Origin of the sequence: Thermaerobacter sp. FW80, from assembly GCF_004634385.1 — a bacterium.
GTDB classification, from domain to species: domain Bacteria; phylum Bacillota; class Sulfobacillia; order Thermaerobacterales; family Thermaerobacteraceae; genus Thermaerobacter; species Thermaerobacter composti.
In genome coordinates this window covers 2,824,246-2,847,629 of the sequence record NZ_CP037895.1, presented here as the reverse complement: position 1 = coordinate 2,847,629, position 23,384 = coordinate 2,824,246, and the positions used below count along the sequence as shown (strand labels likewise).

Annotated in this window: 20 protein-coding genes and 1 pseudogene; 14 read left to right on the top strand and 7 right to left on the bottom strand. The window is 74.1% G+C overall.

What is annotated here, in order from left to right; all coding sequences use genetic code 11:
* The 14 genes and pseudogenes from E1B22_RS11760 (at position 1) to E1B22_RS11695 (ending at position 15,509) form a co-directional block, all read left to right on the top strand.
* Positions 1-1,842, top strand: a complete 1,842-nt coding sequence (locus tag E1B22_RS11760) for an ATP-binding protein (protein ID WP_135225795.1) — start codon at positions 1-3, stop codon at positions 1,840-1,842.
* Positions 1,843-2,172: 330 nt separating this feature from the next.
* Complete coding sequence (locus E1B22_RS11755) at positions 2,173-3,213, top strand: PstS family phosphate ABC transporter substrate-binding protein (protein WP_243123433.1); 1,041 nt, start codon at positions 2,173-2,175, stop codon at positions 3,211-3,213.
* 158 nt (positions 3,214-3,371) lie between these two features.
* Entirely contained in the window at positions 3,372-4,478 is a 1,107-nt protein-coding gene (pstC, locus tag E1B22_RS11750) for a phosphate ABC transporter permease subunit PstC (RefSeq protein WP_371413475.1), read from the top strand.
* Complete coding sequence (gene pstA / locus E1B22_RS11745; protein WP_135225794.1) at positions 4,478-5,455, top strand: phosphate ABC transporter permease PstA; 978 nt, start codon at positions 4,478-4,480, stop codon at positions 5,453-5,455. The genes pstC and pstA overlap by 1 nt, the downstream gene beginning before the upstream one ends.
* A gap of 25 nt (positions 5,456-5,480) precedes the next feature.
* A complete protein-coding gene (gene pstB / locus E1B22_RS11740) occupies positions 5,481-6,425 on the top strand; it encodes a phosphate ABC transporter ATP-binding protein PstB (protein WP_135225793.1) in 945 nt (314 codons plus the stop codon).
* A 28-nt stretch (positions 6,426-6,453) separates the two neighbouring features.
* The gene (gene phoU, locus E1B22_RS11735) at positions 6,454-7,110 is read left to right on the top strand and encodes a phosphate signaling complex protein PhoU (protein WP_135225792.1); all 657 of its coding nucleotides are present in this window, start codon (positions 6,454-6,456) and stop codon (positions 7,108-7,110) included.
* Between the two features lie 185 nt (positions 7,111-7,295).
* Positions 7,296-7,751, top strand: a complete 456-nt coding sequence (arsC, locus tag E1B22_RS11730) for an arsenate reductase (thioredoxin) (protein ID WP_135225791.1) — start codon at positions 7,296-7,298, stop codon at positions 7,749-7,751.
* A gap of 150 nt (positions 7,752-7,901) precedes the next feature.
* Positions 7,902-8,486 (top strand): glycerol-3-phosphate responsive antiterminator, encoded by a 585-nt coding sequence (locus E1B22_RS11725; protein WP_135225790.1) that lies wholly within the window; start codon positions 7,902-7,904, stop codon positions 8,484-8,486.
* 659 nt (positions 8,487-9,145) lie between these two features.
* Positions 9,146-9,859 (top strand): MIP/aquaporin family protein, encoded by a 714-nt coding sequence (locus E1B22_RS11720; RefSeq protein ID WP_135225789.1) that lies wholly within the window; start codon positions 9,146-9,148, stop codon positions 9,857-9,859.
* Positions 9,860-9,877: 18 nt separating this feature from the next.
* A complete protein-coding gene (gene dhaK, locus E1B22_RS11715) occupies positions 9,878-10,879 on the top strand; it encodes a dihydroxyacetone kinase subunit DhaK (protein WP_135225788.1) in 1,002 nt (333 codons plus the stop codon).
* A gap of 1 nt (position 10,880) precedes the next feature.
* Positions 10,881-11,549, top strand: a complete 669-nt coding sequence (gene dhaL / locus E1B22_RS11710) for a dihydroxyacetone kinase subunit DhaL (protein ID WP_243123431.1) — start codon at positions 10,881-10,883, stop codon at positions 11,547-11,549.
* Positions 11,546-12,037, top strand: coding sequence for a dihydroxyacetone kinase phosphoryl donor subunit DhaM (dhaM, locus tag E1B22_RS11705; RefSeq protein ID WP_135225786.1), 492 nt, complete (start codon positions 11,546-11,548; stop codon positions 12,035-12,037). Before dhaL ends, dhaM begins: the two co-directional genes overlap by 4 nt.
* 36 nt (positions 12,038-12,073) lie before the next feature.
* Positions 12,074-13,573 (top strand): annotated as a pseudogene (gene glpK, locus E1B22_RS11700) (glycerol kinase GlpK).
* Between the two features lie 289 nt (positions 13,574-13,862).
* A complete protein-coding gene (locus tag E1B22_RS11695; protein WP_243123427.1) occupies positions 13,863-15,509 on the top strand; it encodes a glycerol-3-phosphate dehydrogenase/oxidase in 1,647 nt (548 codons plus the stop codon).
* 100 nt (positions 15,510-15,609) lie between these two features.
* Here E1B22_RS11695 and E1B22_RS11690 read toward each other — a convergent pair whose 3' ends face one another.
* From E1B22_RS11690 to E1B22_RS11660, 7 genes are all read right to left on the bottom strand, one after another.
* Complete coding sequence (locus tag E1B22_RS11690) at positions 15,610-16,191, bottom strand: redoxin domain-containing protein (protein ID WP_243123424.1); 582 nt, start codon at positions 16,189-16,191, stop codon at positions 15,610-15,612.
* A 349-nt stretch (positions 16,192-16,540) separates the two neighbouring features.
* Positions 16,541-17,212, bottom strand: coding sequence for a response regulator transcription factor (locus E1B22_RS11685; protein WP_135225785.1), 672 nt, complete (start codon positions 17,210-17,212; stop codon positions 16,541-16,543).
* Between the two features lie 248 nt (positions 17,213-17,460).
* On the bottom strand, positions 17,461-18,177 hold the full coding sequence (locus E1B22_RS11680; protein WP_135225784.1) for a nicotinamidase: 717 nt from the start codon (positions 18,175-18,177) through the stop codon (positions 17,461-17,463).
* A gap of 36 nt (positions 18,178-18,213) precedes the next feature.
* Positions 18,214-20,250, bottom strand: coding sequence for an adenylyl-sulfate kinase (gene cysC, locus E1B22_RS11675; protein ID WP_135225783.1), 2,037 nt, complete (start codon positions 20,248-20,250; stop codon positions 18,214-18,216).
* 22 nt (positions 20,251-20,272) lie between these two features.
* Complete coding sequence (locus E1B22_RS12960) at positions 20,273-20,731, bottom strand: hypothetical protein (protein ID WP_207669878.1); 459 nt, start codon at positions 20,729-20,731, stop codon at positions 20,273-20,275.
* A gap of 95 nt (positions 20,732-20,826) precedes the next feature.
* On the bottom strand, positions 20,827-21,645 hold the full coding sequence (locus E1B22_RS11665; RefSeq protein WP_207669877.1) for a phosphoadenylyl-sulfate reductase: 819 nt from the start codon (positions 21,643-21,645) through the stop codon (positions 20,827-20,829).
* Between the two features lie 13 nt (positions 21,646-21,658).
* The gene (locus E1B22_RS11660) at positions 21,659-23,383 is read right to left on the bottom strand and encodes a nitrite/sulfite reductase (protein ID WP_243123422.1); all 1,725 of its coding nucleotides are present in this window, start codon (positions 23,381-23,383) and stop codon (positions 21,659-21,661) included.
* Position 23,384: the final 1 nt, after the last annotated feature.

Below are 23,384 nucleotides of genomic sequence, written 5' to 3'. Positions count from 1 at the left end.
ATGACGGGCGGGTTGCGGCGGTATCTGGCCTGGCGGCTGGCCGTGTTCTTCCCCTTGGGGGTGGCGGTGGTGGGGACCGTCACCGCCCTGCTCCTGGGCGAGGTGGAGCAGCTCTTCAGCCGCGCCTTCCTGCCCACCCTGGTGCTGGGGCTGGTGGTGGCCGCCGGGACGGGGGCGGGGCTGGGGTGGGCCATCGCCGGGCGGGTCACGCGGCCGGTGCAGGAGCTGGTGGACGGCGCCCGGCGACTGGCCGCCGGCGAGTTCGACCGGCGGGTGCACGTCGAGGGACCGGACGAGCTGGTCACCCTGGCGCGGGCCTTCAACGAGATGGCCGCGCGCCTTCGCGCCACCGTGGACGAGCTGGATGCCGAGCGCGAGCGATTGGCCACGGTGCTGGGGACCATGACCAGCGGGGTGCTGTTCATCGAGCGCGACGGTCGACTGCGCCTGGCCAACCCGGCCGCACGCCGCATGCTGGACCTGCCACCCCACGCCGAGGGGCTGGACTACGTCAGCGTGACCCGGTCCTACCCCCTGGTCCAGGCCATCGAGACCGGCCTGCGCACGGGGCGCCCCGTGGCCGAGGACGTCACCCTGCCCGCCGACCCAGGGGAGACCCCCCGGCATCTGCGGGTGGCCGTGGTGACGGTGCCGACCCGGGGCACGGCGCCGCCCGCCTCCCCGCGTCGCCGTCCCCCCGGGGCCCTCGACCCCGTCGACGTCGCCGGTGGGCGTGCAGGGGCCAACGCCGAGAGCCGCACCGACGCCACCCCCGCGGCCTTGGCCGGCACCCAGGGGGTCGTGGTCGTTCTCCACGACGTCACCGACATCCGCCGCCTCGAGCAGATCCGGCGCGATTTCGTCGCCAACGTCTCCCACGAGCTGCGCACGCCGGTGGCGGCCATCCAGGGCTTCGCCGAGACGCTGCTGGAGGGCGCGATCCACGACGACCCGGCGACGGCCGAGCACTTCGCGCGCGTGATCCACCGCGAGGCGGAACGCATGGCGCGGCTGGTCCAGGATCTGCTGGACCTCGCGCGCCTGGAATCCCCCGAACCGGGGTTGCGGCGCGAGCCGCTGGATCTGCGGGAGAGCGCCCGCGCCGCCGCGCAGCAGTGGCGACCCCGGCTGGAGGCGGCCGGCCTCGACCTCGTGCTGGAGCTGCCCCCCGAGCCGGTCCCGGTCTTCGCCGATCCCCACCGGCTGGACCAGGTCTGGACGAACCTGCTGGACAACGCGCGGCAGCACACCCCATCGGGCGGCACGGTGACCGTGGTGGTGCGCCGCGAGGAGGCGGCGCGTCCGGGCCCGGCCGCGGGACCAGGGACGCGGGGTGCGCGGGCTGCCGGAGGGGCCGGGGACGGTGCGGCTCCCCGCACGGCCGCCGGATCGCTGCTGCAGGCCGAAGAGGCCGGCCCCGATCAGGCCGGGACCGCCCCGCCGGCCGGGGGCCCCCGGGCTGCATGGGCCGTGGGCGAGGTCCGCGACACCGGGCACGGCATCCCGCCGGAGGCGCTGCCGCGCATCTTCGAGCGATTCTACCGGGTCGACCGCGGTCGCAGCCGGGCGGCGGGCGGGACGGGGCTGGGGCTGGCCATCGTCAAGCACGTGGTGGAGGCCCACGGCGGGACGGTCGAGGCGGAGAGCGAGCTCGGCCGGGGGACCACGGTGCGCTTCCGCCTGCCGCTGCGAGGGCCCGGCGAGGGACCGGACGACGCGCAGCGACCCGGTGGGGAGCGGGCCGGCAGGCCGGCCGCCGGCGGGGCGCGGGGCGGCGAGCGCTCTGGCGAGCCGGGGGCCGGTGAGGTGCGATACGGCGAGCAGCAGCCCGGCGGGCCCTGAACGGCTCCGCGGCCCGGCGAGGCCGGGGCTGGCGGGGCGCGATGCGGCCAGCGGCGGTCCGGCGGGCCGTGGGCTGCCGAGGTGCGGGGCAGCGAGCGGCAGTCCGGCGGGACGCGCTCGCGCGAAGGGGTGGGCGAATGCGCCGCATGCTCCGGAGCCTGCGTGTTAAGCTCCCTTCACGAAACCTTCCGCGAAGCCCCACACGGTCCTAACCCACGCTTGCGGCGGGTGGACTACCCTGGAGGCGGAGGGGCGGTCCGGCGCGGAGGTCGGACCGCCGCGTCGGCAGCGGAAACCCGCGGAAATCGGGAGCGCAGGAGGGTTCCGGGCTTGGATCGAAACGGCTGCGTCGGGCGGAGACTGGACGGGACGTCGGTCGCCGGGGCGTTCGGGCTGGCGGGCGTGCGCCGCAACCGGCGCGTCCCCGGGCGCCGCTGGACCCGGGGCGCCGTGGCGGCGACGCTGGCGGCCGCGCTGGTGCTCGGCGCCTGCGGGGGCGGCGGTGCCGGCGGAGGTGAAGGCGGCCAGCTCTCTGGGACCATCACCATCGACGGCTCCAGTACCGTGTACCCCATCACCCAGGCGGTCGCCGAGGAGTTCATGGCCGAGCACCCCGGGGTGAACGTGACCGTCGGGGTCTCCGGTACCGGCGGCGGATTCCAGAAGTTCACCCGCGGCGAGATCGAGATCAGCAACGCGTCCCGCCCCATCGAGGCCGACGAGCAGGCGGCCGCCGAGGAGGCCGGCATCGAGTACACGGAGCTCCAGGTGGCGCTGGATGGCATCGCGGTGGTGGTCAACCCCCAGAACGACTGGGTGGATCACCTCACCGTGGAGGAGCTGAAGAGGATCTGGGAGCCCAACAGCACGGTCCGCACCTGGCGGGACGTGCGACCGGAGTGGCCGGACGAGCCCATCCGCCTGTACGGGCCGGGCACCGATTCGGGCACCTTCGACTACTTCACCGAGGCCGTGGTCGGCAAGGAGGGCGCCAGCCGCACCGACTACACCGCCAGCGAGGACGACAACCAGCTGGTGACCGGCGTGGCCAACGACAAGTATGCCCTGGGGTACTTCGGCTTCGCCTACTACGTGGAGAACCGGGACAAGCTGCGGGCGGTGCCCATCGACGGCGGCCGCGGGCCGGTGGAGCCCACCGAGGAGACCATCGCCAGCGGGAGCTACACCCCGCTGTCGCGACCGCTCTTCATCTACGTGAACAACGAGGCGTACCGCACCCGGCCCGAGGTACGAGCCTTCGTGGACTACTACCTGGAGGTGGTCGGGGAGCTGGCGCCGGAGGTGGGCTACATCCCGTTGCCGGACGAGGTCCTGGCCGAGCAGGTGGCGAAGCTCGAGGCCTTGCGCTGAGGCCGATGCACGCGCGCGGATGCCCAGGCAAAGGCCCATGCGGAACGCGTCGACGTCGCCGCGCGTCGATGGGGCGGCGGTGCGCGAGGCGCGATGGGGGCTGGCGTGTCGACCAGCCCTTGCTCCTTTGACGTGGACGGGGCGGAGGAGGATGACCGGTGACGGCGAGGGATGACACACCCGCAGCGAGGGATGACGCACCCGCGGGCGGTGGCGTGGCCGGCGGGCGGCCAGGGCGGCCCGGGGCCGGGACGGCTGCCGGCGTCCCCGGCGCCGGGTCCGGGGCCGGACCGCGGGTCGCCGCGGCAGGGCAACAGCCGTGGGACGCCGCCGGCGTCGCCGGCACGGGGTCCGCGGCGGGACCGGGGACGCGCCCGCGACGTCCGTGGCGGGGTGCCGACCGGTGGGCACCCCGGTTGCTGCTCCTCCTGAGCCTGGTGTCCGTGGTGACCACCGTGGGCATCGTGGTCGCCCTGGCCGGCGAGACGGCCGTGTTCTTCCGCTCGGTGAGCCCGGTGGAGTTCTTCACGGGCCGCGAGTGGACCCCGCTGTTCGCCGAGAAGCACTTCGGCATCCTGCCCTTGCTGGCCGGGACGCTGATGATCACCGTGATCGCCCTGGTGATCGCGATCCCGCTGGGCCTCGGCAGCGCCATCTACCTCAGCGAGTACGCGGGCGACGGGACGCGGCGGGTCCTGAAGCCCGCCCTGGAGCTGCTGGCGGGGATCCCGACCATCGTCTACGGCTACTTCGCCCTCACCTTCATCACCCAGGTGGTCCTCAAGCGGCTGTTCCCAGACATCAGCGTGTTCAACGCCCTGAGCGCCGGGATCGCCGTGGGCATCATGGTGACGCCGCTGATCGCGTCCTTGAGCGAAGACGCCATGGCCGCCGTGCCGCGGCGCCTGCGGGACGGCGCCTACGCCCTGGGGGCCACCCGCTGGGAGGTGGCGCGCCAGGTGGTGGTCCCGGCGGCCCTCTCGGGCATCGTCTCGTCGGTGGTCCTCGCCTTCGCCCGCGCCATCGGCGAGACGATGATCGTCGCCGTGGCCGCGGGCTCCACGCCGCGGCTGACGTGGAATCCGCTGGAGAGCGTCCAGACCATGACCGGCTACATCGTCCAGGCGGCGCTGGGCGACGTGGCCCATGGGGGCCTGGAGTACACGAGCCTCTTCGCCGTCGGCATGACCCTGTTCGTGTTCACCTTGGCGATGAACCTGCTGGCCCTCTACATCCGGGGTCGCTTCCGGGAGGAGTACCAGTGATGGCACGGCGCGCGATCCCTGCCGAGCGGGCCGGGACGTCGGGCGTCGGCGTCGGCCCGGTGGGGACGGGGGAAGCGGCTGCGCCGGCGGGCGGACGAGCGGCCTTTGGTGTCGACGCCGGTCGCAGCCACCTCCTGCGACGGCGCCGCCGGGTGGACCGGTTCTTCCACGGGCTGTGCCTGGCGGCGACCCTGACGGGTCTCGCGGTGCTGGTGGTGCTGCTGGCGGACGTGCTGGCCGACGGCTGGCGGCACCTGGACTGGCACTTCCTGACCAGCTTCGCGTCGCGGCTCCCGGAACGGGCGGGGATCTACGCGGCGCTGATGGGCAGCCTGTGGGTCATCGGCGTCGCGGCGCCGCTGCTGGTGATCGTTGGCGTGGGCACGGCCGTGTACCTGGAGGAGTACGGCGGCGACGGCCCGCTGGCGCGGCTGATCAAGATCAACATCGACAACCTGGCCGGGGTGCCGTCGATCATCTACGGCATCCTGGGCTTGGCCCTGTTCGTCCGGGGGCTCGGGCTGGGGCCGGTGGTGCTGGCCGGCGCGTTGACCATGGCGCTGCTGGTCCTGCCGGTGGTGATCGTCGCCACCCAGGAGGCGCTGCGGGCGGTGCCGGCCTCCCTGCGCCACGCCTCCTACGCCCTGGGCGCCACCCGCTGGCAGACCACCTGGCGCGTGGTGCTGCCGGCGGCGCTGCCGGGGATCCTGACCGGCATCATCCTGGCCCTGTCCCGGGCCATCGGCGAGACCGCGCCGCTGATCGTGGTCGGCGCGGTGACCTACGTGCGCTTCGTCCCCTCGAGCCTGTTCGACCCCTACACGGTGCTGCCGATCCAGATCTACAGCTGGATCACCATGCCGCGCGAGGAGTTCAAGGAGCTGGCGGCGGCGGGCATCGTGGTGCTGCTCGGCGTGCTGCTCTGCATGAACGGGGCGGCCATCTACCTGCGCAACCGCTACCAGCAGCGCTGGTAGGCCGCCGGCGAGGGAGGCGACGACGATGGCGGGATGGATCGCGGGGGCCCTGGCACGGACGTTGCAGGAGAAGGCGAGGGGCGCGCCGGTGGAGGCGCCGCAGCGGCTCGCAGGCGCGGAGGCCGCGGGCGCCCGCGGCGCCGGGGCGGCGCCGGGGACGGCGCGCGGCGTGGGGCCGCGGGCGGGCGCCGGTTCGTCCGGGGCGGGGACGCCGGAGGAGATCGTGCTGCGGGTGGAGGACCTGCACCTCTACTACGGCGACTTCCATGCCCTCAAGGGCATCACCATGGCGATCCCCGCCCGGTCCATCACGGCGCTCATCGGGCCGTCGGGCTGCGGCAAGTCCACCTTTCTCCGCACCCTGAACCGCATGAACGACATGATCAAGGGGGTGCGGATCGAGGGCAAGGTCTGGCTCCACGACGTGGACATCTACAGCGGCGCCATCGAGGTGGAGGAGCTGCGGGCGCGGATCGGCATGGTGTTCCAGCAGCCGAACCCGTTCCCCAAGAGCATCTACGACAACGTGGCCTACGGCCCGCGCATCCACGGCATCCGCGACCGGCGGCGGCTGGACGAGATCGTCGAGCAGAGCCTGCGCCAGGCCGCGCTCTGGGACGAGGTCAAGGACGATCTGCGCCGTTCCGCCTACAGCCTCTCGGGGGGGCAGCAGCAGCGGCTCTGCATCGCCCGCGCGCTGGCCGTCCAACCTGAGGTGCTCCTGATGGACGAGCCCACCTCGGCCCTGGATCCGGCGGCCACGGCGCGCATCGAGGACCTGGTGACGGAACTGAAGAAGCGGTACACCATCGTCATCGTGACGCACAACATGCAGCAGGCGGCGCGGGTGGCGGACCAGACGGCCTTCTTCCTGAACGGGGAGCTCATCGAGTACGGCCCCACCTCGGAGATGTTCACGCGGCCGCGGGACCGGCGCACGGAGGACTACATCACCGGCCGGTTCGGGTGAGCCGCCCGGTGCGAGGGGAGGAACCGGCATGACCCGCGTCTCCTACCACGCCGAGCTGGATGCCCTGCGCCGGGACTTGCTGCGCATGGGGACCCAGGTGGAGGAAGCGATCCGGCTGGCGGTGGAATCCCTCAAGGAGCGGAATGCGGAGAAGGCCCAGAGGGTCCTGGCGCTGGAGGACGAGGTCGACCGCATGGAGCTCGACATCGAGCGGCGCTGCCTGAACCTGATCGCCCTGCAGCAGCCCATGGCCGGCGACCTGCGCCAGATCGGCATGACCCTGAAGGTGATCACCGACCTGGAACGCATGGCCGATCACGCCCACGACATCGCCAAGGTGACGCTGCGCCTGGGCGATGAGCCGCTGATCAAGCCCCTGGTGGACATCCCGCGCATGGCGGAGATCGCCGAGAAGATGGTGCGCGACGGCCTCAAGGCCTTCGTGGAGGGCGACGTGGAGCTGGCCCGGGCCATGGTGGCCCGGGACGACGAGCTGGACCACCTCTTCAACCAGATCTTCCGCGAGCTCTTGATGATCATGCGGGAGAGGCCGGGCACGGTGGACCAGGCCACCCACCTGCTGATGGTGGGCTCCCACCTGGAGCGCATCGGCGACCACGCCACGAACCTGGCGGAGTGGGTGATCTATCTGGTGACGGGCGTGCGGGAGGAGCTCAACGATTGAGGGGCCGCCGAGACGGGCACGGTCCAGGGTGAGGGGCGCGGGACGCCCGGGGCGCGAAGGCCGTCGGGCATCGGCCATCGGCTCGTGCCAGTCGCTACGGTGACGGGCGGCCCCGAAGGCGCCATGATGGCCAGCGGGTGCCCGACGCACCGGTCGCCGAACAGGCCTGCAAGGGGTGTGAGGGGATGGCACAGGCGGTCGCGCGGCGACGACTGCCCGCCGGGACGATCCTCTTCCTCTGCACGGGCAACTCCGCCCGCAGCCAGATGGCCGAGGGGCTGGCCCGCCACTTGCTGGGCCCCCGCTGGGAGGTCCACAGCGCCGGCATCGAGCCCAAGGGCGTTCACCCGCTGGCGGTGCGGGTCATGGACGAGATCGGCATCGACATCCGCGGCCAGACCTCCAAAGCCATCGACCCGGCGCTGCTGGCCCGGGCCGATTGGGTGATCACCCTGTGCGGGGATGCCCGCGATCGGTGCCCCACACCGCCGCCGGGAGCCCGCCACCGGCACTGGGATCTGGAGGACCCGGCGCGGGTCCAGGGCGGCGAGGCCCAGCGCCTGGAGGCCTTCCGCCGGGTTCGGGACGAACTGGCCCGGCGCCTGCGGGAGCTGGCGCGGGAACTCCAGGACGAGGGGTAGGTCGAGCGGCAGGTCCAGGGTGGTCTCCGCGCGAACCCTCGCCCCCGAGGGGCGGGGGGAGCCGCATCGGCGCAGGGTCGCGGAGCGCCCTGCACCGGCCTTGCGGTCCGCCGGTCCCGGCCGTGGAGAGGCGCGGAGAGGGAGGCGACCATGGAGCGGGCCAGCCCGCGTCAGGCCCTGGGCCGGCACCCGGTGATCCCCGCGGTGCGACGGCAGGAACACCTGGAGGCCGCCCTGGCCAGTCCCGCGGCGGCGGTCTTCCTGCTGCACGCCACCCTGCTGGATCTGCCCGGCGTGCTCGACCGGTGCCGCCGCGCGCGCAAGGCCGTGTTCGTCCACTACGACCTGGTGGAGGGGCTGGCCGGGGACCGCAGCGGGGTGGAGTTCCTGGCGCGGTGGGCGCGACCCGACGGCGTGATCACGACCCGCAGCACCGTGGCCCGCTACAGCATCGAGGCGGGATTGGAGACCGTCCTGCGCGTCTTCGCCCTGGACAGCGCCGCCGTGGCGACGGCGGTCCAGGTGATCCGGAAGACCCGGCCCGGCGCCGTGGAGGTGCTGCCCGCCTCCCTGCCCGCCTGGGTGTTCGCCGCGATCCGGGCGGTCCACGGCGGCCCGCTGGTGGCCGGCGGCCTGATCCGGACGCGGCCGGACATCGAGCGGGCGCTGGCGGCCGGCGCCACCGCGGTCTCGACCAGCGACCCGACCCTCTGGGCGTCGGCCCCGCGAGGCTAGTCGTGGGCCCCCGATGACGTCCGGCGTCCCGGGGGCGGAATGGCGCCCTGGCGCCGTCGTCCCCACCCTGCATCCGACTGGGGCTGAAGGCCACTCCCCCTGCCGCCTGCGGACCGCCTCCCCTTGCCGCTCGCCGTCGTGGCGCGACCGGCGGCCGGCGCGCTCCCCCCGGCGCTTGCGACTTCTCCGAAGCCGAGACGGCCCGGCGGCAGGAGACGGGTTCCTCCGCGGAGAAGTCTCCGCCGTGGAGAGATCCTGGTTCGTCCGCGCAGAACTCGTAACCTGAAGCCCAGGATTCATTCTGCAGAATCCATTGCAAGACGGTGCGGCACCCGCAGGCAGGGGCCGGAGACCTGGGAGAGAGGCCCTGCGCGAGGCGTGGCGTTTCCCGCTTCGCGCAGGGCCTTCGTCGTCAGGGCATGCCTGGGATGACCGGGGCGGTTCGCCGGGGCGGCGGGCCGGGCTGGGGCGGCGGCCCGGAACCCGTCGGCGGCCGCGCGGGGAGGAGGTGAGCGAGGGCGCGTCGGCGCCCGGCGGCCGAGCCGCGGCGATCCGGCGGCGTGGAGCCGGTGACCGCACGGCGAAGGGGTCGGAAACCCTGGAGCCCGCGGGGATAAGAAGGGAAGCGGCCGCCCACACCAATCGAGGGGGGTTGACCGGTGAGTCCGTTTCTCGGCGAGGTGCTCGGCACCGCCATCCTGATCCTGCTGGGCGACGGGGTCGTCGCCAACGTGCTGTTGAACCGGTCCAAGGGCCAGAACGGCGGGTGGATCGTCATCACCACGGGATGGGCGCTGGCCGTGGCGATCGCGGCGTACGTCACGGGGCACGTCAGCGGGGCCCACATCAATCCCGCCGTCACCCTGGGCCTGGCGGCCATCGGGCAGTTCCCGTGGTCCCAGGTGCCATCGTACATCATCGCCCAGTTCCTCGGCGCGTTCCTCGGGGCCGTGCTGGTCTACCTGGCGTACCTGCCGCACTGGGCCGTCACCGACGATGCCGAGCTCAAGCTGGCGGTGTTCTCCACGGCGCCGGCGGTGCGCAGTCCGGGAGCGAACCTGGTGACGGAGATCATCGGCACGGCGATGCTGGTCCTGGGCGTGCTGGGCATCAGCCACCCGGCGAACCAGCTGGCGGGCGGCCTGTCGCCGCTGCTGGTCGGCTTCCTGGTCTGGGCCATCGGCCTGTCCCTGGGCGGGCCGACGGGATACGCCATCAACCCGGCCCGCGACCTCGGGCCGCGCATGGCCCACGCCGTCCTCCCGATCCCGGGCAAGGGCGGCTCCGACTGGGGCTATGCCTGGATTCCCGTGGTGGGGCCGGTGATCGGCGGCATCCTGGGCGCCCTGCTGTTCCAGACCCTGTTCGGCTGATCGAAGGAGGACCGCCCCGTGAAGAAGCTGATCAACCGAGTCGAGGCGGTGGTCGACGAGGCGACGGAAGGCCTGGGACTGGCCCATCCCGATCTGGTGCGGGTCCACCTGGAGCCCCGGTACGTGGCGCGCGCCGATGCGCCGGTCCAGGGGAAGGTGGCCCTGATCTCGGGGGGCGGCTCCGGCCACGAGCCGCTGCACGGCGGCTACGTGGGCCGCGGCATGCTGGACGCGGCCTGCCCCGGCGAGGTGTTCACCAGCCCCGTGCCCGACCAGATGGTGGAAGCCGCCAAGGCGGTGCACGGCGGCGCCGGCGTCCTGTTCATTGTGAAGAACTACACCGGCGACGTGATGAACTTCGAGCTGGCGGCCGAGCTTTTGCAGGCGGAGGGCATCGAGGTGCGCTCGGTGCTGGTGGCCGACGACGTGGCGGTGGAAGACTCCCTCTACACCGCCGGCCGCCGGGGTGTGGGCGGGACCGTGTTCGTCGAGAAGATCGCCGGCGCCGCGGCCGAGGCGGGCGCCTCCCTGGACGAGGTGGAGCGCATCGCCCGCAGGGTCAGCGAGAACGTGCGGTCCATGGGCATGGCCCTGACCTCGTGCACGGTGCCGGCCAAGGGCTCGCCCACCTTCGAGCTCGGCGAGGACGAGATGGAGATCGGCATCGGCATCCACGGCGAGCCGGGGCGTGAGCGGATGAAGCTGCGACCCGCCGACGAGATCACCGCGATGCTCGCCGGCCCCGTGATCGACGACCTGGGCGTCAAGGCCGGCGAGCAGGTGATCGCCATGGTCAACGGCATGGGCGGCACGCCGCTCATGGAGCTCTACATCGTCTACCGGAAGCTGGCGGAGATCCTGCGCCAGCGGGGGGTGACCGTGGCCCGCAACCTGGTGGGCAACTACATCACCAGCCTGGAGATGCAGGGCTGCTCCATCACCTTGCTGCGGGCGGACGACGAACTGTTGCGGCTATGGGATGCGCCGGTGCACACGCCGGCCTTGCGTTGGGGGGTCTGAGGTGGGCGGGGCAGGCGAGGTGGCCGGGCGGGGCGTGGACGCCGGGCGGGTGCGGGCCTTCATCCGGCGCTTCGCCCAGCTCGTGGCGGAGCACAAGGATGAGCTGACCGCCCTCGATGCCGCCATCGGCGATGCCGACCACGGGACGAACCTGGATCGAGGCCTCCAGGCCGCCCTGGAGCGGCTCCCCGGCGAGGGGGCGAGCCCGGCGGACCTGCTCAAGGCCGTGGCCATGGCCCTGATCGCCAAGGTGGGCGGCGCCTCCGGACCGCTGTACGGCACCGCCTTCCTGCGGGCGGCGACCGCGGCGGGCGGCAAGGCCGTCCTGGAGCCGACGGACGTGGCGGCCCTCTTCCGGGCGGCGCTGGCCGGCATCCAGGAACGGGGCAAGGCGGCGGTGGGCGAGAAGACCATGATCGACGCCCTGGCGCCGGCCGTGGAGGCGCTCGAGGCGGCCCTCGGCCGCGGCGCGGACCTCGCCGAGGCCCTGGCCGAGGCCGCCCAGGCCGCGCGGGAGGGCTCCGACCGGACCATCCCCCTGGTGGCCACCAAGGGGCGGGCCAGCTACCTCGGCGAGCGGTCCCGGGGGCACCGGGACCCCGGCTCCCTCAGCGCGGCCCTGATGATGCAGGCGGCGGCCGAGACCCTGGCCGGCGGGAAGGCCCCATGACCGCTGGCCGGGAGGCCAGGGGGCCATCGCCGGGCCCAGGGGGCCAGGGGGGCTCGGCATCCGGCGCGGGTGCGGGGTCGCCGACCCCCACCGCCCTGGTGCTGGTGTCCCACAGCCGCCGGCTGGCCGAGGGGGTGCGGGAGCTGGCGGCCCAGATGGCCGGGCCCGCGGTGCCGATCCTGGTCGTCGGCGGCCTCGACGACGGCACCCTGGGCACCGATGCCACCCGCATCCTGGCCGTGCTGGAGGAGGCCTTGCGTCGGGCGGCCGGGGTCGTGGTGCTGGTGGACCTCGGCAGCGCCTACCTCAACGCGGTCACGGCCCTGGAGCTGCTGGCCGAGGACCGACGGGCCCGGGTGCACGTGGCCGACGCGCCCCTGGTGGAGGGTGCAGTGCTGGCGGCGGTGGCCGCCTCGGTGGGCGAAGCGGCGGCGACGGTCCGGCAGCGGGCCGAGGAGGCCCGGGGGATGCGCAAGGTCCCCGAATAGAACGCGGGGCGGAGAAGCCCGAGGAGGGAACGAGGCATGGCGCGGTACGTCCTCGCCCTGGACCAGGGCACCACGAGCTCGCGGGCGATCCTGTTCGACCGGCAGGGCAGCATCGTGGCGGTGCGCAACCAGGAGTTCCGGCAGATCTATCCGCGGCCAGGCTGGGTGGAACACGACCCCCTGGACATCTGGGACTCGCAGATCGCCGTGGCCAAGGCGGTGCTCAAGGAGGCCGGCGCGTCGCCGGCCGACGTGGCCGCCATCGGCGTGACGAACCAGCGGGAGACCACCGTGGTCTGGGACAGGGAGACGGGCGAGCCGGTGCACAACGCCATCGTCTGGCAGGACCGGCGCACCGCCGACCTGTGCGGCGACCTCAAGCGGCGGGGACGCGAGGCGCTCTTCCGCGAGAAGACGGGACTGGTGATCGACCCCTACTTCTCCGGCACGAAGATCGCCTGGCTGCTGGACCACGTGCCGGGATTGCGGCAGCGGGCGGAGCGGGGCGAGGTGCTCTTCGGCACCGTGGACGCGTGGCTCCTCTGGAAGCTGACGGGCGGGCGGGTCCACCTCACCGACTACTCCAACGCCTCCCGTACGTTGATCTTCAACATCCACACGCTGGATTGGGACGAGGAGCTCCTCGACGAGCTCGGCATCCCGCGGGCCATGCTGCCCGAGGTCCGGCCCTCCAGCCAGGTCTACGGGGAGACCGACCCGGCCTTGTTCGGCGGGCCCATCCCCATCGCCGGGATCGCCGGCGACCAGCAGGCGGCGCTGTTCGGGCAGGCGTGCTTCCGGCCCGGCATGGCCAAGAATACCTACGGCACCGGCGCCTTCGTCCTGATGCACACCGGCGAGCGGCCGGCCCGCTCGGAGCACGGCCTGATCACCACGGTGGCGTGGGGCATCGACGGCAAGGTGGAGTACGCCCTGGAGGGCTCGATCTTCATCGCCGGCGCGGTGGTCCAGTGGCTGCGCGACGAGCTCAAGATCATCGACAAGGCGGCCGACACCGAGCCGCTGGCCCGGTCGGTGGAGGACACCGGCGGCGTCTACCTGGTGCCCGCCTTCGCCGGCCTGGGCGCGCCGTACTGGGACCCCTACGCCCGCGGCACCATCGTCGGCATCACCCGGGGCACCGGCCGGGCCCACCTGGCCCGGGCCGCCCTGTAGTCCATCGCCTACCAGACCCGCGACGTGCTGGGTGCCATGGAGGCCGACTCCGGCCTGACCCTGAGCGCCCTGCGGGTCGACGGCGGCGCGGTGGTCAACGACTTCCTCATGCAGTTCCAGGCCGACGTCCTGGGCGTGCCGGTGGACCGGCCGGTGGTCAATGAAACCACGGCCCTGGGGGCCGCCTACCTGGCGGGCTTGGCGGTGGGCTTCTGGAAGAGCCGCGAGGAGATCGAGCAGTTCTGGCAGCGGGACCGGCGCTTCGAGCCGGCCATGCCCGAGGACGTGCGGGAGAGGCTGTACGCCGGTTGGCGCCGGGCGGTGGAACGGGCCAAGGGCTGGGAGGAACCGGCCCAGTGAGCCGGACCGGCGCGGCCGGCCGGGGGGCACGCCCTGGGGCGGGGCGGCCGGTGGCACCGGCCGCCCCGCCCCGCGCCCGGGCCTCCTCGCCTCGGGCTCTCGGCCGCCCGGGCGCCCCGGGCGGGGCGCCCGCAGGGGCTGGCGGGCCCGGGGCCGGGGTCCACCCCGCGCCCGATGTCGCGGGCCGCGGCGGCGCAGCGACGGGCGTACAGCGGCGGGGGGGATCGCGGGAGGCTGCGCCGGCCGGCGGCGGGCCGGCGATGCGAGGGCGATCCGCGGGCAGGAGGCGGTGGCAGTGGATCGGCAGCGGGCACTGGCCCAGCTCCAGCAGGAGACCTTCGACCTCTTGATCATCGGCGGGGGCATCACGGGGAGCGGCGTGGCGCGGGAGGCCGCCCATCGGGGGCTGCGGGTGGCGGTGGTGGAGGCACGGGACTTCGCCGCCGGCACCAGCAGCCGCTCGACCAAGCTCATCCATGGCGGCCTGCGCTACCTCAAGGAACGGGACTTCCGCCTGGTGCGCGAGGCGGTGGTGGAGCGCATGCGGCTGCTGCGGCTGGCGCCCCACCTGGTGCGGGCGGAGTGGTTCGTCTTCCCCGTCTACCGGGGCGACCCCGACCCCCTCTGGCAGCTGCGCATCGGCCTGTGGCTCTACGACCGGTACGCCGGCCGCAGCCTCGGCACCCTCCGCCACCGCATGCTGCGCCCCGAGGAGGTGCTCCGGGAGGAGCCCCTGCTGCGGCGGGAGGGGCTGGTGGGCGCCGGCATGTACGTCGACGCCGTCACCGACGACGCGCGTCTGACGGCTACCGTCGCCCGCCAGGCCGCGGCGGCGGGGGCGGTGGTGGTCAACTACGCCGAGGTGGTCGGCTTCGTGAAGGACGAACGCGGCCAGGTGGTGGGCGTGCGCGTTCGCGACCGCCTGGCCGGCGGGGGCCCCGACCAGGGGGGCGCCACCCCAGGCGAGGCGTTCGTCGTCCGCGCGCGAAAGGTCCTCAACGCCACGGGCCCCTGGGCCGACCACGTGCGCCGCCTGGACGACCCCGCGTCGCCCCGGCTCCTGCGCCTGACCAAGGGCATCCACATCGCCTTCACCCGCGAGCGGCTGCCCCTTCGCCACGCGGTGACCATGCGCGGGCCGGACGGCCGGATCATGTTCGCCGTACCCCGGGCCGAGTTCGCCTACGCCGGGACCACGGATACGGTCTACCGGGACGACCCGGCCCGGCCGCAGCCCGAGGCGGACGACGTGCGCTACGTGCTGGCGGCGCTGCACCGCAACTTCCCCGACGCCGGCCTGGGCCCCGACGACGTGATCAGCGCCTGGGCCGGGCTGCGGCCGTTGATCGACCCCGGCGATGCCCGCGACCCGGGGGCGATCTCCCGGGACTACCAGCTCTACTGGAGCCCCTCGGGCCTGATCACCGTGGCCGGCGGCAAGCTCACCGCCTACAAGGCCATGGCGCGCAACATCGTGGACCGGGTCTTCCCCGAGACCCGGGGCGCGCCGGCGGACGAGGAGCCCCTGCCGGGCGGCCACCGGCCGCCGGGGGAGGCGGAGCTGCGCGAGAGGGCGGCGCGAACCGGCCTGCCGGTGGAAGAACTGCGGTGGCTGGCCCGCCACTTCGGCGATGAGGTGGACCGCGTCCTGGGCCACCTGCGACCGGAGGACCTCCAGGCCGGCCCGCGGGCGGCGCGGGTGCGGGCGGCGGTCCGGTACGCGGCGGCGGAGGAGATGGCCTGCACCCTGGCCGACGCCCTGTGGCGACGGGTACCCGAGGCACTGTGGAGCACCGACAACGGCCGGGGCGTGGCGGCCGACGCGGCGGCGGCGATGGGCGAGGTGCTGGGCTGGGACGAGGCCCGCCGCGACGCGGAGGTGGCCGCCTACCTGGGCCAGGTCCAGGCCATGCACGCCTGGCGGGAGGCCCTCTGAGGCCGGCATGCCGGGCAGGGACCGGGTCGCGGGCCATGTCATGCCCTCACGCGGGAACGTCTGCACCCGTCGCGGTGGGGCGGCGTGGCGACCGGGAGACCTACGGCGTGGAGGCGGCGAGGTGGCCCAGGACCTCGCGGGGATCGGGCAGGTAGCCCAGGTCCGGCGCACGCCAGGTCCACCGCACCAGGCCGCGTTCGTCCAGGACAAACACGGCCCGGTCGGCGAAGGGGCCGAGCCCCCAGCGGACGATGGCCACGCCGTAGGTTCGGATCACGCGGCGGTTGTAGTCGCTCGCCAGGGGGAAGGGCACGCGGTACCGCTCCGCCCAGGCCTGGAGGGCGAAGGGGCTGTCGGTGCTGATGCCCACCACCTCGGCGCCGCGGGCGGCGAAGGCATCGTAGTGGGCGGTGAACGCCTCCACCTCGTTGCAGCACCCCGGGCTGAAGGCGAAGGGGAAGAACAGCAGCACCACCGGCCGTCCCCGCAGGTCCCGCAGGCGGAGCCGGCGGTCGCCGACGCCCGCCAGGGGCAGGTCGAAGTCCGGCGCCGGCCGACCGGGTCGGGGCATGCGCCGGCGGAGCCAGCGCTCCCGCAGACGATCGGCCAAGCCCGGTTCCGGGGGTGGCGAGGCCGGGACGTGGCGTTCGGCGGTGGACACGTCGGCGTTCCCGCGCTCCACACCCTTCACCCCCCAACCCTTTCACCCCGGTGGACGGGGTGCGAGGCCCCGGCGACCCATGGCCTTCCCCGGCCCCGGCCCGGCGCGGACCAAGACCCCACGGCGCAATGCGGGTCGGTCGCCCTCCGCCTCGGACCGCCAGATGGGGCGACCTGCCAGGTGAGAGACGCCATGAAGGTCGGCGTCGATGGGAGCCCATCGCCCTCCGCGCGTCGGACCGCCGGGTGCGGGCGACCCAGCGGGTGAGGTGCCAGGAAGGCCGGTGCCGATGCGAGCCGGTCGCCCTCGGCGCGCCGGAGGCGGCGGCCGCGGTGTGGTCCGTCCGGAGCTGCGGACGTCCCGCGGCCGCTCACAGGCGGGGCAGGGGCGAGTTCAACTTGTAGCCGTGGCCGCGCACCGTCAGGATCCACTCCGGCTGGCTGGGGTTCCGCTCCAGCTTCTCCCGCAGGTGGCGGACGTGGACGTCCACGGTGCGGGGGTCGCCGAAGGACTCCTCGCCCCACACCCGGTCCAGCAGCTCCTGCCGGGAGAAGGCGCGGCCGGGCTCGGATGCCAGGGTGGCCAGCAGCTTGAACTCCGTCGGGGTCAGCTGGACCCGCTGGCCGTCGCGGTACACCTCGTGGCCGGTGTAGTCGATCAGGATCGGGCCGATCTGTTGGCGGCGGCCCTCGGTCCGGCGCAGGAGCGCCTTGATGCGCGCCACCAGCTCGCGGGGGCTGAAGGGCTTGGTCACGTAGTCGTCGGCGCCCAGCTCGAGCCCCAGCACCTTGTCGATCTCGCTGTCCCGCGCGGTGAGCATCAGGATCGGCGTCTGGACGCCCCGCTCCCGCAGGTGGCGGCACAGGGTGAAGCCGTCGGTGTCGGGCAGCATGATGTCGAGGATGATCACCTGCGGCCGCCGCTCCTCCAGGCGACGCAGCGCCTCGGCGCCGTCCCGCGCCAGCACGGGCTCGAGGCCGTTCCGCCGCAGGTTGTAGGCGACCAGCTCCAGGAGGGACTCCTCGTCGTCGACGACCAGCACGGCGGGTCCGGTCGCCGCCGGCTCCCCAGCCGTGGGGCCGGTCGAACGATGGGAAGCGGCGGCCCTCGACCGGCCGAGGCCCCCGGGTTGGGCCGCGTCGGTCCTGCCCGCAGCCTTCGCACCGGCCGCGGTGCCCGCCGCCCCGACCCCAGCGGCGGGCCTGGCCGAGCCGAGCGCCGCGTCCCTGCCGGCCGCCGCCTGCCCGGCCGCCGGCCCTGGGAGGGGGCCGCGTTCGTCCCGGGACACGGTCACGGGGCCTCCCCGCCCGCCAGGACGGCGCCGCGGGCCTGCATCTCCTCCAGGGCGCGCCGGCCATCGCCGGGGCTGACGTCCACCGCCCGGACCGCCGGGACCAGCACGGTCACCTGGAAGCCCTCGCGCAGCCCGTCCAGCACCGTGGCCCGCACGCAGTAGTCCGTGGCCAGCCCGCCCACGTACAGGCGCCGCACGCCCTGCTGTCGCAGCCAGCCGGCCAGGTCCACCTCCGGCTCCACGCCGGTCTCGCCTCGGGCCAGGGCGCCGTCGAAGCCGCTGTAGGCCTCCCGGTCGGCGTCGAAGCCCTTGCGGAACACGGTCCCCTGGACCAGGAGGTCGGGGTGGAAGGCAGCCCCCCGCGTCCCCTGGATGCAGTGGGGCGGCCACGGGCCCCCGCGCTGCCGGAAGCTGACGTGGTCCTGCGGGTGCCAGTCCTGGGTGTAGACCACCACGCGGCCGGCACGGCGGAACGCGTCGATCCAGCGGTTGAGGACCGGGACCACCCGATCGCCCTGGGGAACCGCCAGGGCACCGCCCGGGCAGAAGTCGTTCTGGACGTCGACCACCACCAGGGCGCCCTCCGGGTCGCGGGCGGCGGCGTCCGGGTCGACGGTGGCGCCGGCGGCCGTGGGGGTGCCGACGGTGGCGCCGGGGTCGCCACCGGGCTCCTGCGGATGGGGATGGGCGGGGCGGCCGTCAGGCTGGTCCATGGTCGTGCTGCCCCCCTTCGGGCTCGTTCCCTTCCATTATAGACTGGCCCGAACCTGGCCCTCTGCGTTGGCATGGGCCCCAGGTTTGGCCACCGCGCCACGCGCCGCCTCGAGCAGGATGCGCGCCACCTCGGGCCGCGAGTACTCGGGCGGGGGCAGCTCGCCGCGGGCCAGCATCGCCCGCACCCGCGTGCCGCTGAGCAGGAGCCGGTCGTCGTCGCCGTGGGGGCAGGTCTTCGTGGTGGCCATGCCGCCGCAGCGCCGGCAGAAGAAGGCGTTCTCGAACTTGAGGGGCGTGATGCCGAGTTCGTCCGGGTCGAACCGGTCGAACAGGCGCTGGGCGTCGTACGTCCCGTAGTAGTTGCCCACGCCGGCGTGATCGCGGCCGACGATGAAGTGGGTGCAGCCGTAGTTCTTCCGGCACAGGGCGTGGAAGACCGCCTCCCGTGGCCCGGCGTACCGCATGGCGGCGGGGAAGACGGCGAAGAGCACCCGCTGGGCGGGATAGTAGTGGCGGAGGAGCTCGAGGTAGCAGCGCAGCCGCACCGGGGCGGGCACGTCGTCGGCCTTGGTCGGCCCCACCAGCGGGTGGAGCAGCAGGCCGTCCACCATCTCCAGGGCCACCTTCTGCAGGTACTCGTGGGCGCGGTGGACGGGATTGCGGGTCTGGAAGCCCACCACGGTCCGCCAGCCGTACCGGTCCATGCGTCGCCGCGTCTGCCACGGCGTCAGCCGGTAGGGGGCGAAGGGGTCTGCGGCCTGGGCCACGGCGCCGGACCCCCGTTCCACGGGTTCGGGCGCCGGCCCCTCGGTGGCCTCCCCGTCGGGTCCCACGGGCAGCGGCCGATCCCGCCGGCCCAGGTACCAGATGGGGCCGGCAACCAGCACCTCGCCCCGCTGGAGGAGCCGGGCGACCCCGGGATGGGCGGGGTCCGCGGTGCCGAAGACCGCCCGCGCCTCCCGCTCCTTGTCGTAGGGGAAGACGTCCGTCACCTGGAGGATCGCCACCGGCTCGTGGTCGGCGTCGACCAGCGCCACCTCCTGCCCCTCCCGCAGCCCCGCCGCCTCCCCCCGAGAGACGGCCAGGGTGACGGGCAGGGGCCACACCACGCCGCTGGCCAGGCGCATGGCCTCCACCACGGCCTGGTAGTCCGCCCGGTCCATGAAGCCGGTCAGCGGGCTGTAGGCGCCGGTGGCCAGGAGCTCCAGGTCGGCGGCGGCCAGTTCGTCCAGCGGCAGCCGGGGCAGGGCGGCGACGCGCTCCAGGGCCGCCCGGCGTGCCTCACCGCCCAGCACCCGCCACACCAGCCGACCGCCGTGGGGGGCGATGGGGCCCGGCACGGCCGCGGCGGCCGTGCCCGGCCCCGCCGGGGTGGCGGTCGCGGGGCGGCGCCCCGCGACCGCCACCCCGGGCCGGCCATCGCCGGTCGCGGCGCCATCCCCCGGCACCGGCCCCCCGCGGCCGGGGGTGGCGGCGGGCTCCGCCCCGGTGGAGCCGCCGGGCGATCCGCCGGCACCGGCCCCACGGGCCGCCGCGGCATCCGCCGGCACGTAGCCGCGTTCCTCCAGCAGGGCGAGGACGCGGGCCGTGCTCTCGGCCACGGTCTCGCGGGCGGTGTCGCAGACCAGATCCGGCTGTAGGGGCTCCTCGTAGGGGTCGTCCAGGCCGGTCAGGCCGCGCAGCTCGCCGGCCAGCGCCCGGCGGTAGAGGCCCTTGGGGTCCCGCTGGATCAGCACCTCCAGCGGCGCCCGCACGTACACCTCCAGGAAGTCGCCGATCTCGCGTCGGGCCTGCTCCCGGCTGTCCCTGTAGGGGGCGATGACCGCCACCAGGACGATCACCCCGTGGCGGGTCAGGGTCGCCGCCACCCAGGCCGCCCGCTCCGCCTGCCGCCGGCGGTCGTCGGCGGAGAAGCCCAGGTCCCGACACAGGCTCTGGCGCAGGACGTCGCCGTCGAGGACCTCGACGGGCAGGCCCTGCTGCCGCAGCCGGCCCGCCACCTGGCGGGCCAGGGTCGACTTTCCGGCTCCGGGCAGGCCGGTGAACCACACCGTCACCCCGCGGTGGGACAAGGTCGAGCACCACCTTTCCCGTCTAGATCGCCAGCTCCAGGCTACGCGCCGTGGCGCCGGTCGGACCCAGGTCCAGCACCAGCCGCCGACCGCCGGCCTCCACGGCCAGGCGGAACCGGCCCGGACCCGCCGCCGCCAGGCGCAGGCTCTCCAGGGGGAGCCCCTCCAGCGCGGCCAGGGCCGCGTTGACCGCGGCCACATGCCCCTCCAGCTCCCGTCCCGGCGGGGTGCGCCGGTACACCTCCCCCAGGGCCTGTTCCTCCCGCGGGCCATAGCGCGCCGCGATCCGGCCGCTGGTCAGGGTGAGCTGGAGGAGCTGGCCCAGCAGCGCCAGCAGGTCGTCGGGCACGGAGCCCTCCGCCGCCGCGGCGGCCAGCCGGTCGAAGGCCTCGCGGACGGCGGGGCTGGCGGCCTGGGCGGCGAAGGCGGCCGCCTCCTGGCGCACGATGGCCGCCGTCTCCCCTGGCAGGTGCACGGGCAATGGACCCACCCCCCTCTTGGCCGACGGCGCCCCGTCCCGGTCCCTGGTGGCGCCGCCGCGTCGGCGATCCTCCCCGCGGCGACCCAGGCTGCGCCCTATTCGTTCAGCTGGCCGCCCAGGTCGTGCCCGAGGATCGCCTCCACCTCGTGCTCGAAGCCGCCGGTCTCGATGGGGCAGTGCATCCCGCACTCCTTGGGCGCGTCTTTCTCCCACCACCAGCGGCCGCTGCGGGGGTCGGCGCCGGGTTCCACCGGGCGCGTGCAGGGGGCGCAGCCGATGCTGGTGTAGCCCCGATCGTAGAGGGCGTTGTAGGGGACGTCGTTCTGGCGGATGTAATCCCAGACGTCGTCGTCGCTCCAGTCGGCCAGGGGGTTGAGCTTGACCAGCCCGCCGTGGTCGTGGTCGATCTCCACCTTCCGGATGTTGGCCCGGGTCGCCCATTGGGCGCGCCGCAGGCCGGTCACCCAGGCGTCCAGGCCCTCCAGCACCTGCTGCAGGGGCAGGACCTTGCGCAGGTGGCAACAGAGAAGGCGCAGGTTGACGTCGCGATAGAACAGGTTCATCCCGTGGCGCCGCACCATGCGGCCGATGAGCACGGGATCGGGCATCACCACCTCGACGGCGATGCCGTAGCGCTCCCGCACGCGGTCGATCAGCTCGTAGGTCTCCTGGGGCAGTCGCCCGGTGTCGACGGTGATCACCCGCACCTGGGGGTTGATGCGCCAGGCCATGTCGATCAGCACGCTGGACTCGGCCTGGAAGCTCGAGATCAGGGCCAGGCGCTGGGTGCCGAACCGCTCGAAGGCCCACTCCAGCAGGTCCTCAGGCTCCCGGTCCTCGAAGTGGACGGCCCACTGGCCCGCCTCGTAGTCGTCCATCAGCGCGGGGCGCGAGGGCGTGCTCGACGGCTGCACGGCGATCCCTCCTTCAACCCTCCATCACCGCCAGCAGCTGCGCGTCGTCGTGCCGGCGGAAGAAGGCCTGGGGCGACTCCCCCGGGCGCCGCTCGGCCAGGTAGAAGGCGACCAGGCGCTCCACGTAGTCGCCCAGCCGGTCGGCGGGCACCCGCCGGGCCACCGGCCGGCCGATGGCCGCCTCCGGGCCGAGCCCGCCCCGCAGCAGGATGTCGTAGGCCGGGATCTTCTCGCCGCGTTCGTCCCGGGCCGTGGTCCCCTGGATCCCGACGTCGCCCACCCAATGCTGGCCGCAGGCGTGGGGGCAACCGTCCAGGTGGATGTGGAGGTCCGCGATGGCCTCACCGAAGCGGGCCTCCAGCCGCTCCACCAGCCGCACCAGCTGCGGCTTGGTGTCGCCCACGGCGTAGTTGCAGTGGGGGTTGCCGGTGCAGGCGATGCTGCCGCCCCGCACCGGGTTGACGTCCAGCGGGAAGCCGAGCTCCGCCATGGCCGCCACCACCCGGTCCACGTCGGCCCGGGCGATGCCGGTGATGATCAGGTTCTGCTCGCGGGTGAAGCGCACGTCCTCGCCGTAGGCCTCCGCCAGGTCGGCCACGGCCACCATCTGGTCGCCGGAGATCAGGCCGGGGAAGACGGGGAAGCCGATGTAGTAGCGCCCTTCCTGCTTCTGGGGGTGGATCCCCAGATGCCCCGTGCGGCCGGCGGGCCGGGGCACCTCGGCCAGCGGTCGCAGCGGGCGGCCCAGGCGTTCCTCGATGCGGCGGCGGATCGCCTCGGGGCCGTGGTCTTCCACCATGAACTTGAAGCGCGCCTTGGCCCGGTTGGCCCGGTAGGTGAGGTCGTTGCTCCACACCTCCAAGAGCGCCCGGAGGAAGTCGATGAGCTCCTCCGGCGGGACGAACACGCCCAGGGGCTCGGCCAGGCGCGGGTAGGTGGAGAGGCCGCCCCCCACCAGCACGGCGAAGCCCGGCTGCCCGTCGACCACGGTGCCCACCAGGCCGACGTCGTGGATCTCCGGGGCGTTGCACTGGTGGGGGCAGGCCGCCAGGGTCCACTTGTGCTTGCGCGGCAGGTCGCTGTACTCGCGGTTGTGGTAGAAGAAGTCGGCCAGGGCCCGCACGTAGGGTCGCGTGTCGAAGAGCTCGCCGGCGTCGATCCCCGCCACCGGGCAGCCGGTGATGTTGCGCAGGATGTCGCCGCACGCCCCCGCGGTGGTGAGGCCGTTCTGCCGCAACAGGTCGAAGATGGCCGGCACGTCCTTGAGCTCGATCCAGTGGATCTGGATGTTCTGGCGGGTCGAGATCTCGCCGCTGTTGCGCCCGAAGCGGCGGGAGATCTCGCCGATCACCCGCAGCTGCTGGGGCGTGACGATGCCGCCCGGGATCTTGACCCGCATCATGAAGGTGCCGACCTTGGGCTTGTCGTGGTAGAGCCCCCACCACTGCAGGCGGAGGATGTCGTCCTCCGGGATGTCCTCGTAGTGGGTGGCGGCCAGCCGCGGCAGCTCGTCCAGCAGGTCGAAGGGCAGCTTCTCGTGCTTGACGCGCTCCACGTAGTTGCGGCGGCGCACCTCCTCCCAGGTCAGCGGGCGCCGCTCGCGCCGCGCCCGGCCGGGGCGGGCGCCGTCGCGATCCGAACCCCGCGGATGGGCGCCGGCCGGTGGGGGGCTGGCACCTTCCGCGGACGACGGACTCGCCGGGGTCCTGGGGACCTCGGGCGGGTTGAGGCCGGTCATG

What these genes read in the sequence shown, in the direction of transcription:
- E1B22_RS11760 (WP_135225795.1), top strand. Translation starts at nt 1, where the DNA reads ATGACGGGCGGGTTGCGGCGGTATCTGGCCTGGCGGCTGGCCGTGTTC.
- pstA (WP_135225794.1), top strand. Translation starts at nt 4,478, where the DNA reads ATGGCACGGCGCGCGATCCCTGCCGAGCGGGCCGGGACGTCGGGCGTC.
- pstB (WP_135225793.1), top strand. Translation starts at nt 5,481, where the DNA reads ATGGCGGGATGGATCGCGGGGGCCCTGGCACGGACGTTGCAGGAGAAG.
- phoU (WP_135225792.1), top strand. Translation starts at nt 6,454, where the DNA reads ATGACCCGCGTCTCCTACCACGCCGAGCTGGATGCCCTGCGCCGGGAC.
- arsC (WP_135225791.1), top strand. Translation starts at nt 7,296, where the DNA reads ATGGCACAGGCGGTCGCGCGGCGACGACTGCCCGCCGGGACGATCCTC.
- E1B22_RS11725 (WP_135225790.1), top strand. Translation starts at nt 7,902, where the DNA reads ATGGAGCGGGCCAGCCCGCGTCAGGCCCTGGGCCGGCACCCGGTGATC.
- dhaM (WP_135225786.1), top strand. Translation starts at nt 11,546, where the DNA reads ATGACCGCTGGCCGGGAGGCCAGGGGGCCATCGCCGGGCCCAGGGGGC.
- E1B22_RS11680 (WP_135225784.1), bottom strand. Translation starts at nt 18,177, where the DNA reads ATGGACCAGCCTGACGGCCGCCCCGCCCATCCCCATCCGCAGGAGCCC.
- E1B22_RS11660 (WP_243123422.1), bottom strand. Translation starts at nt 23,383, where the DNA reads ATGACCGGCCTCAACCCGCCCGAGGTCCCCAGGACCCCGGCGAGTCCG.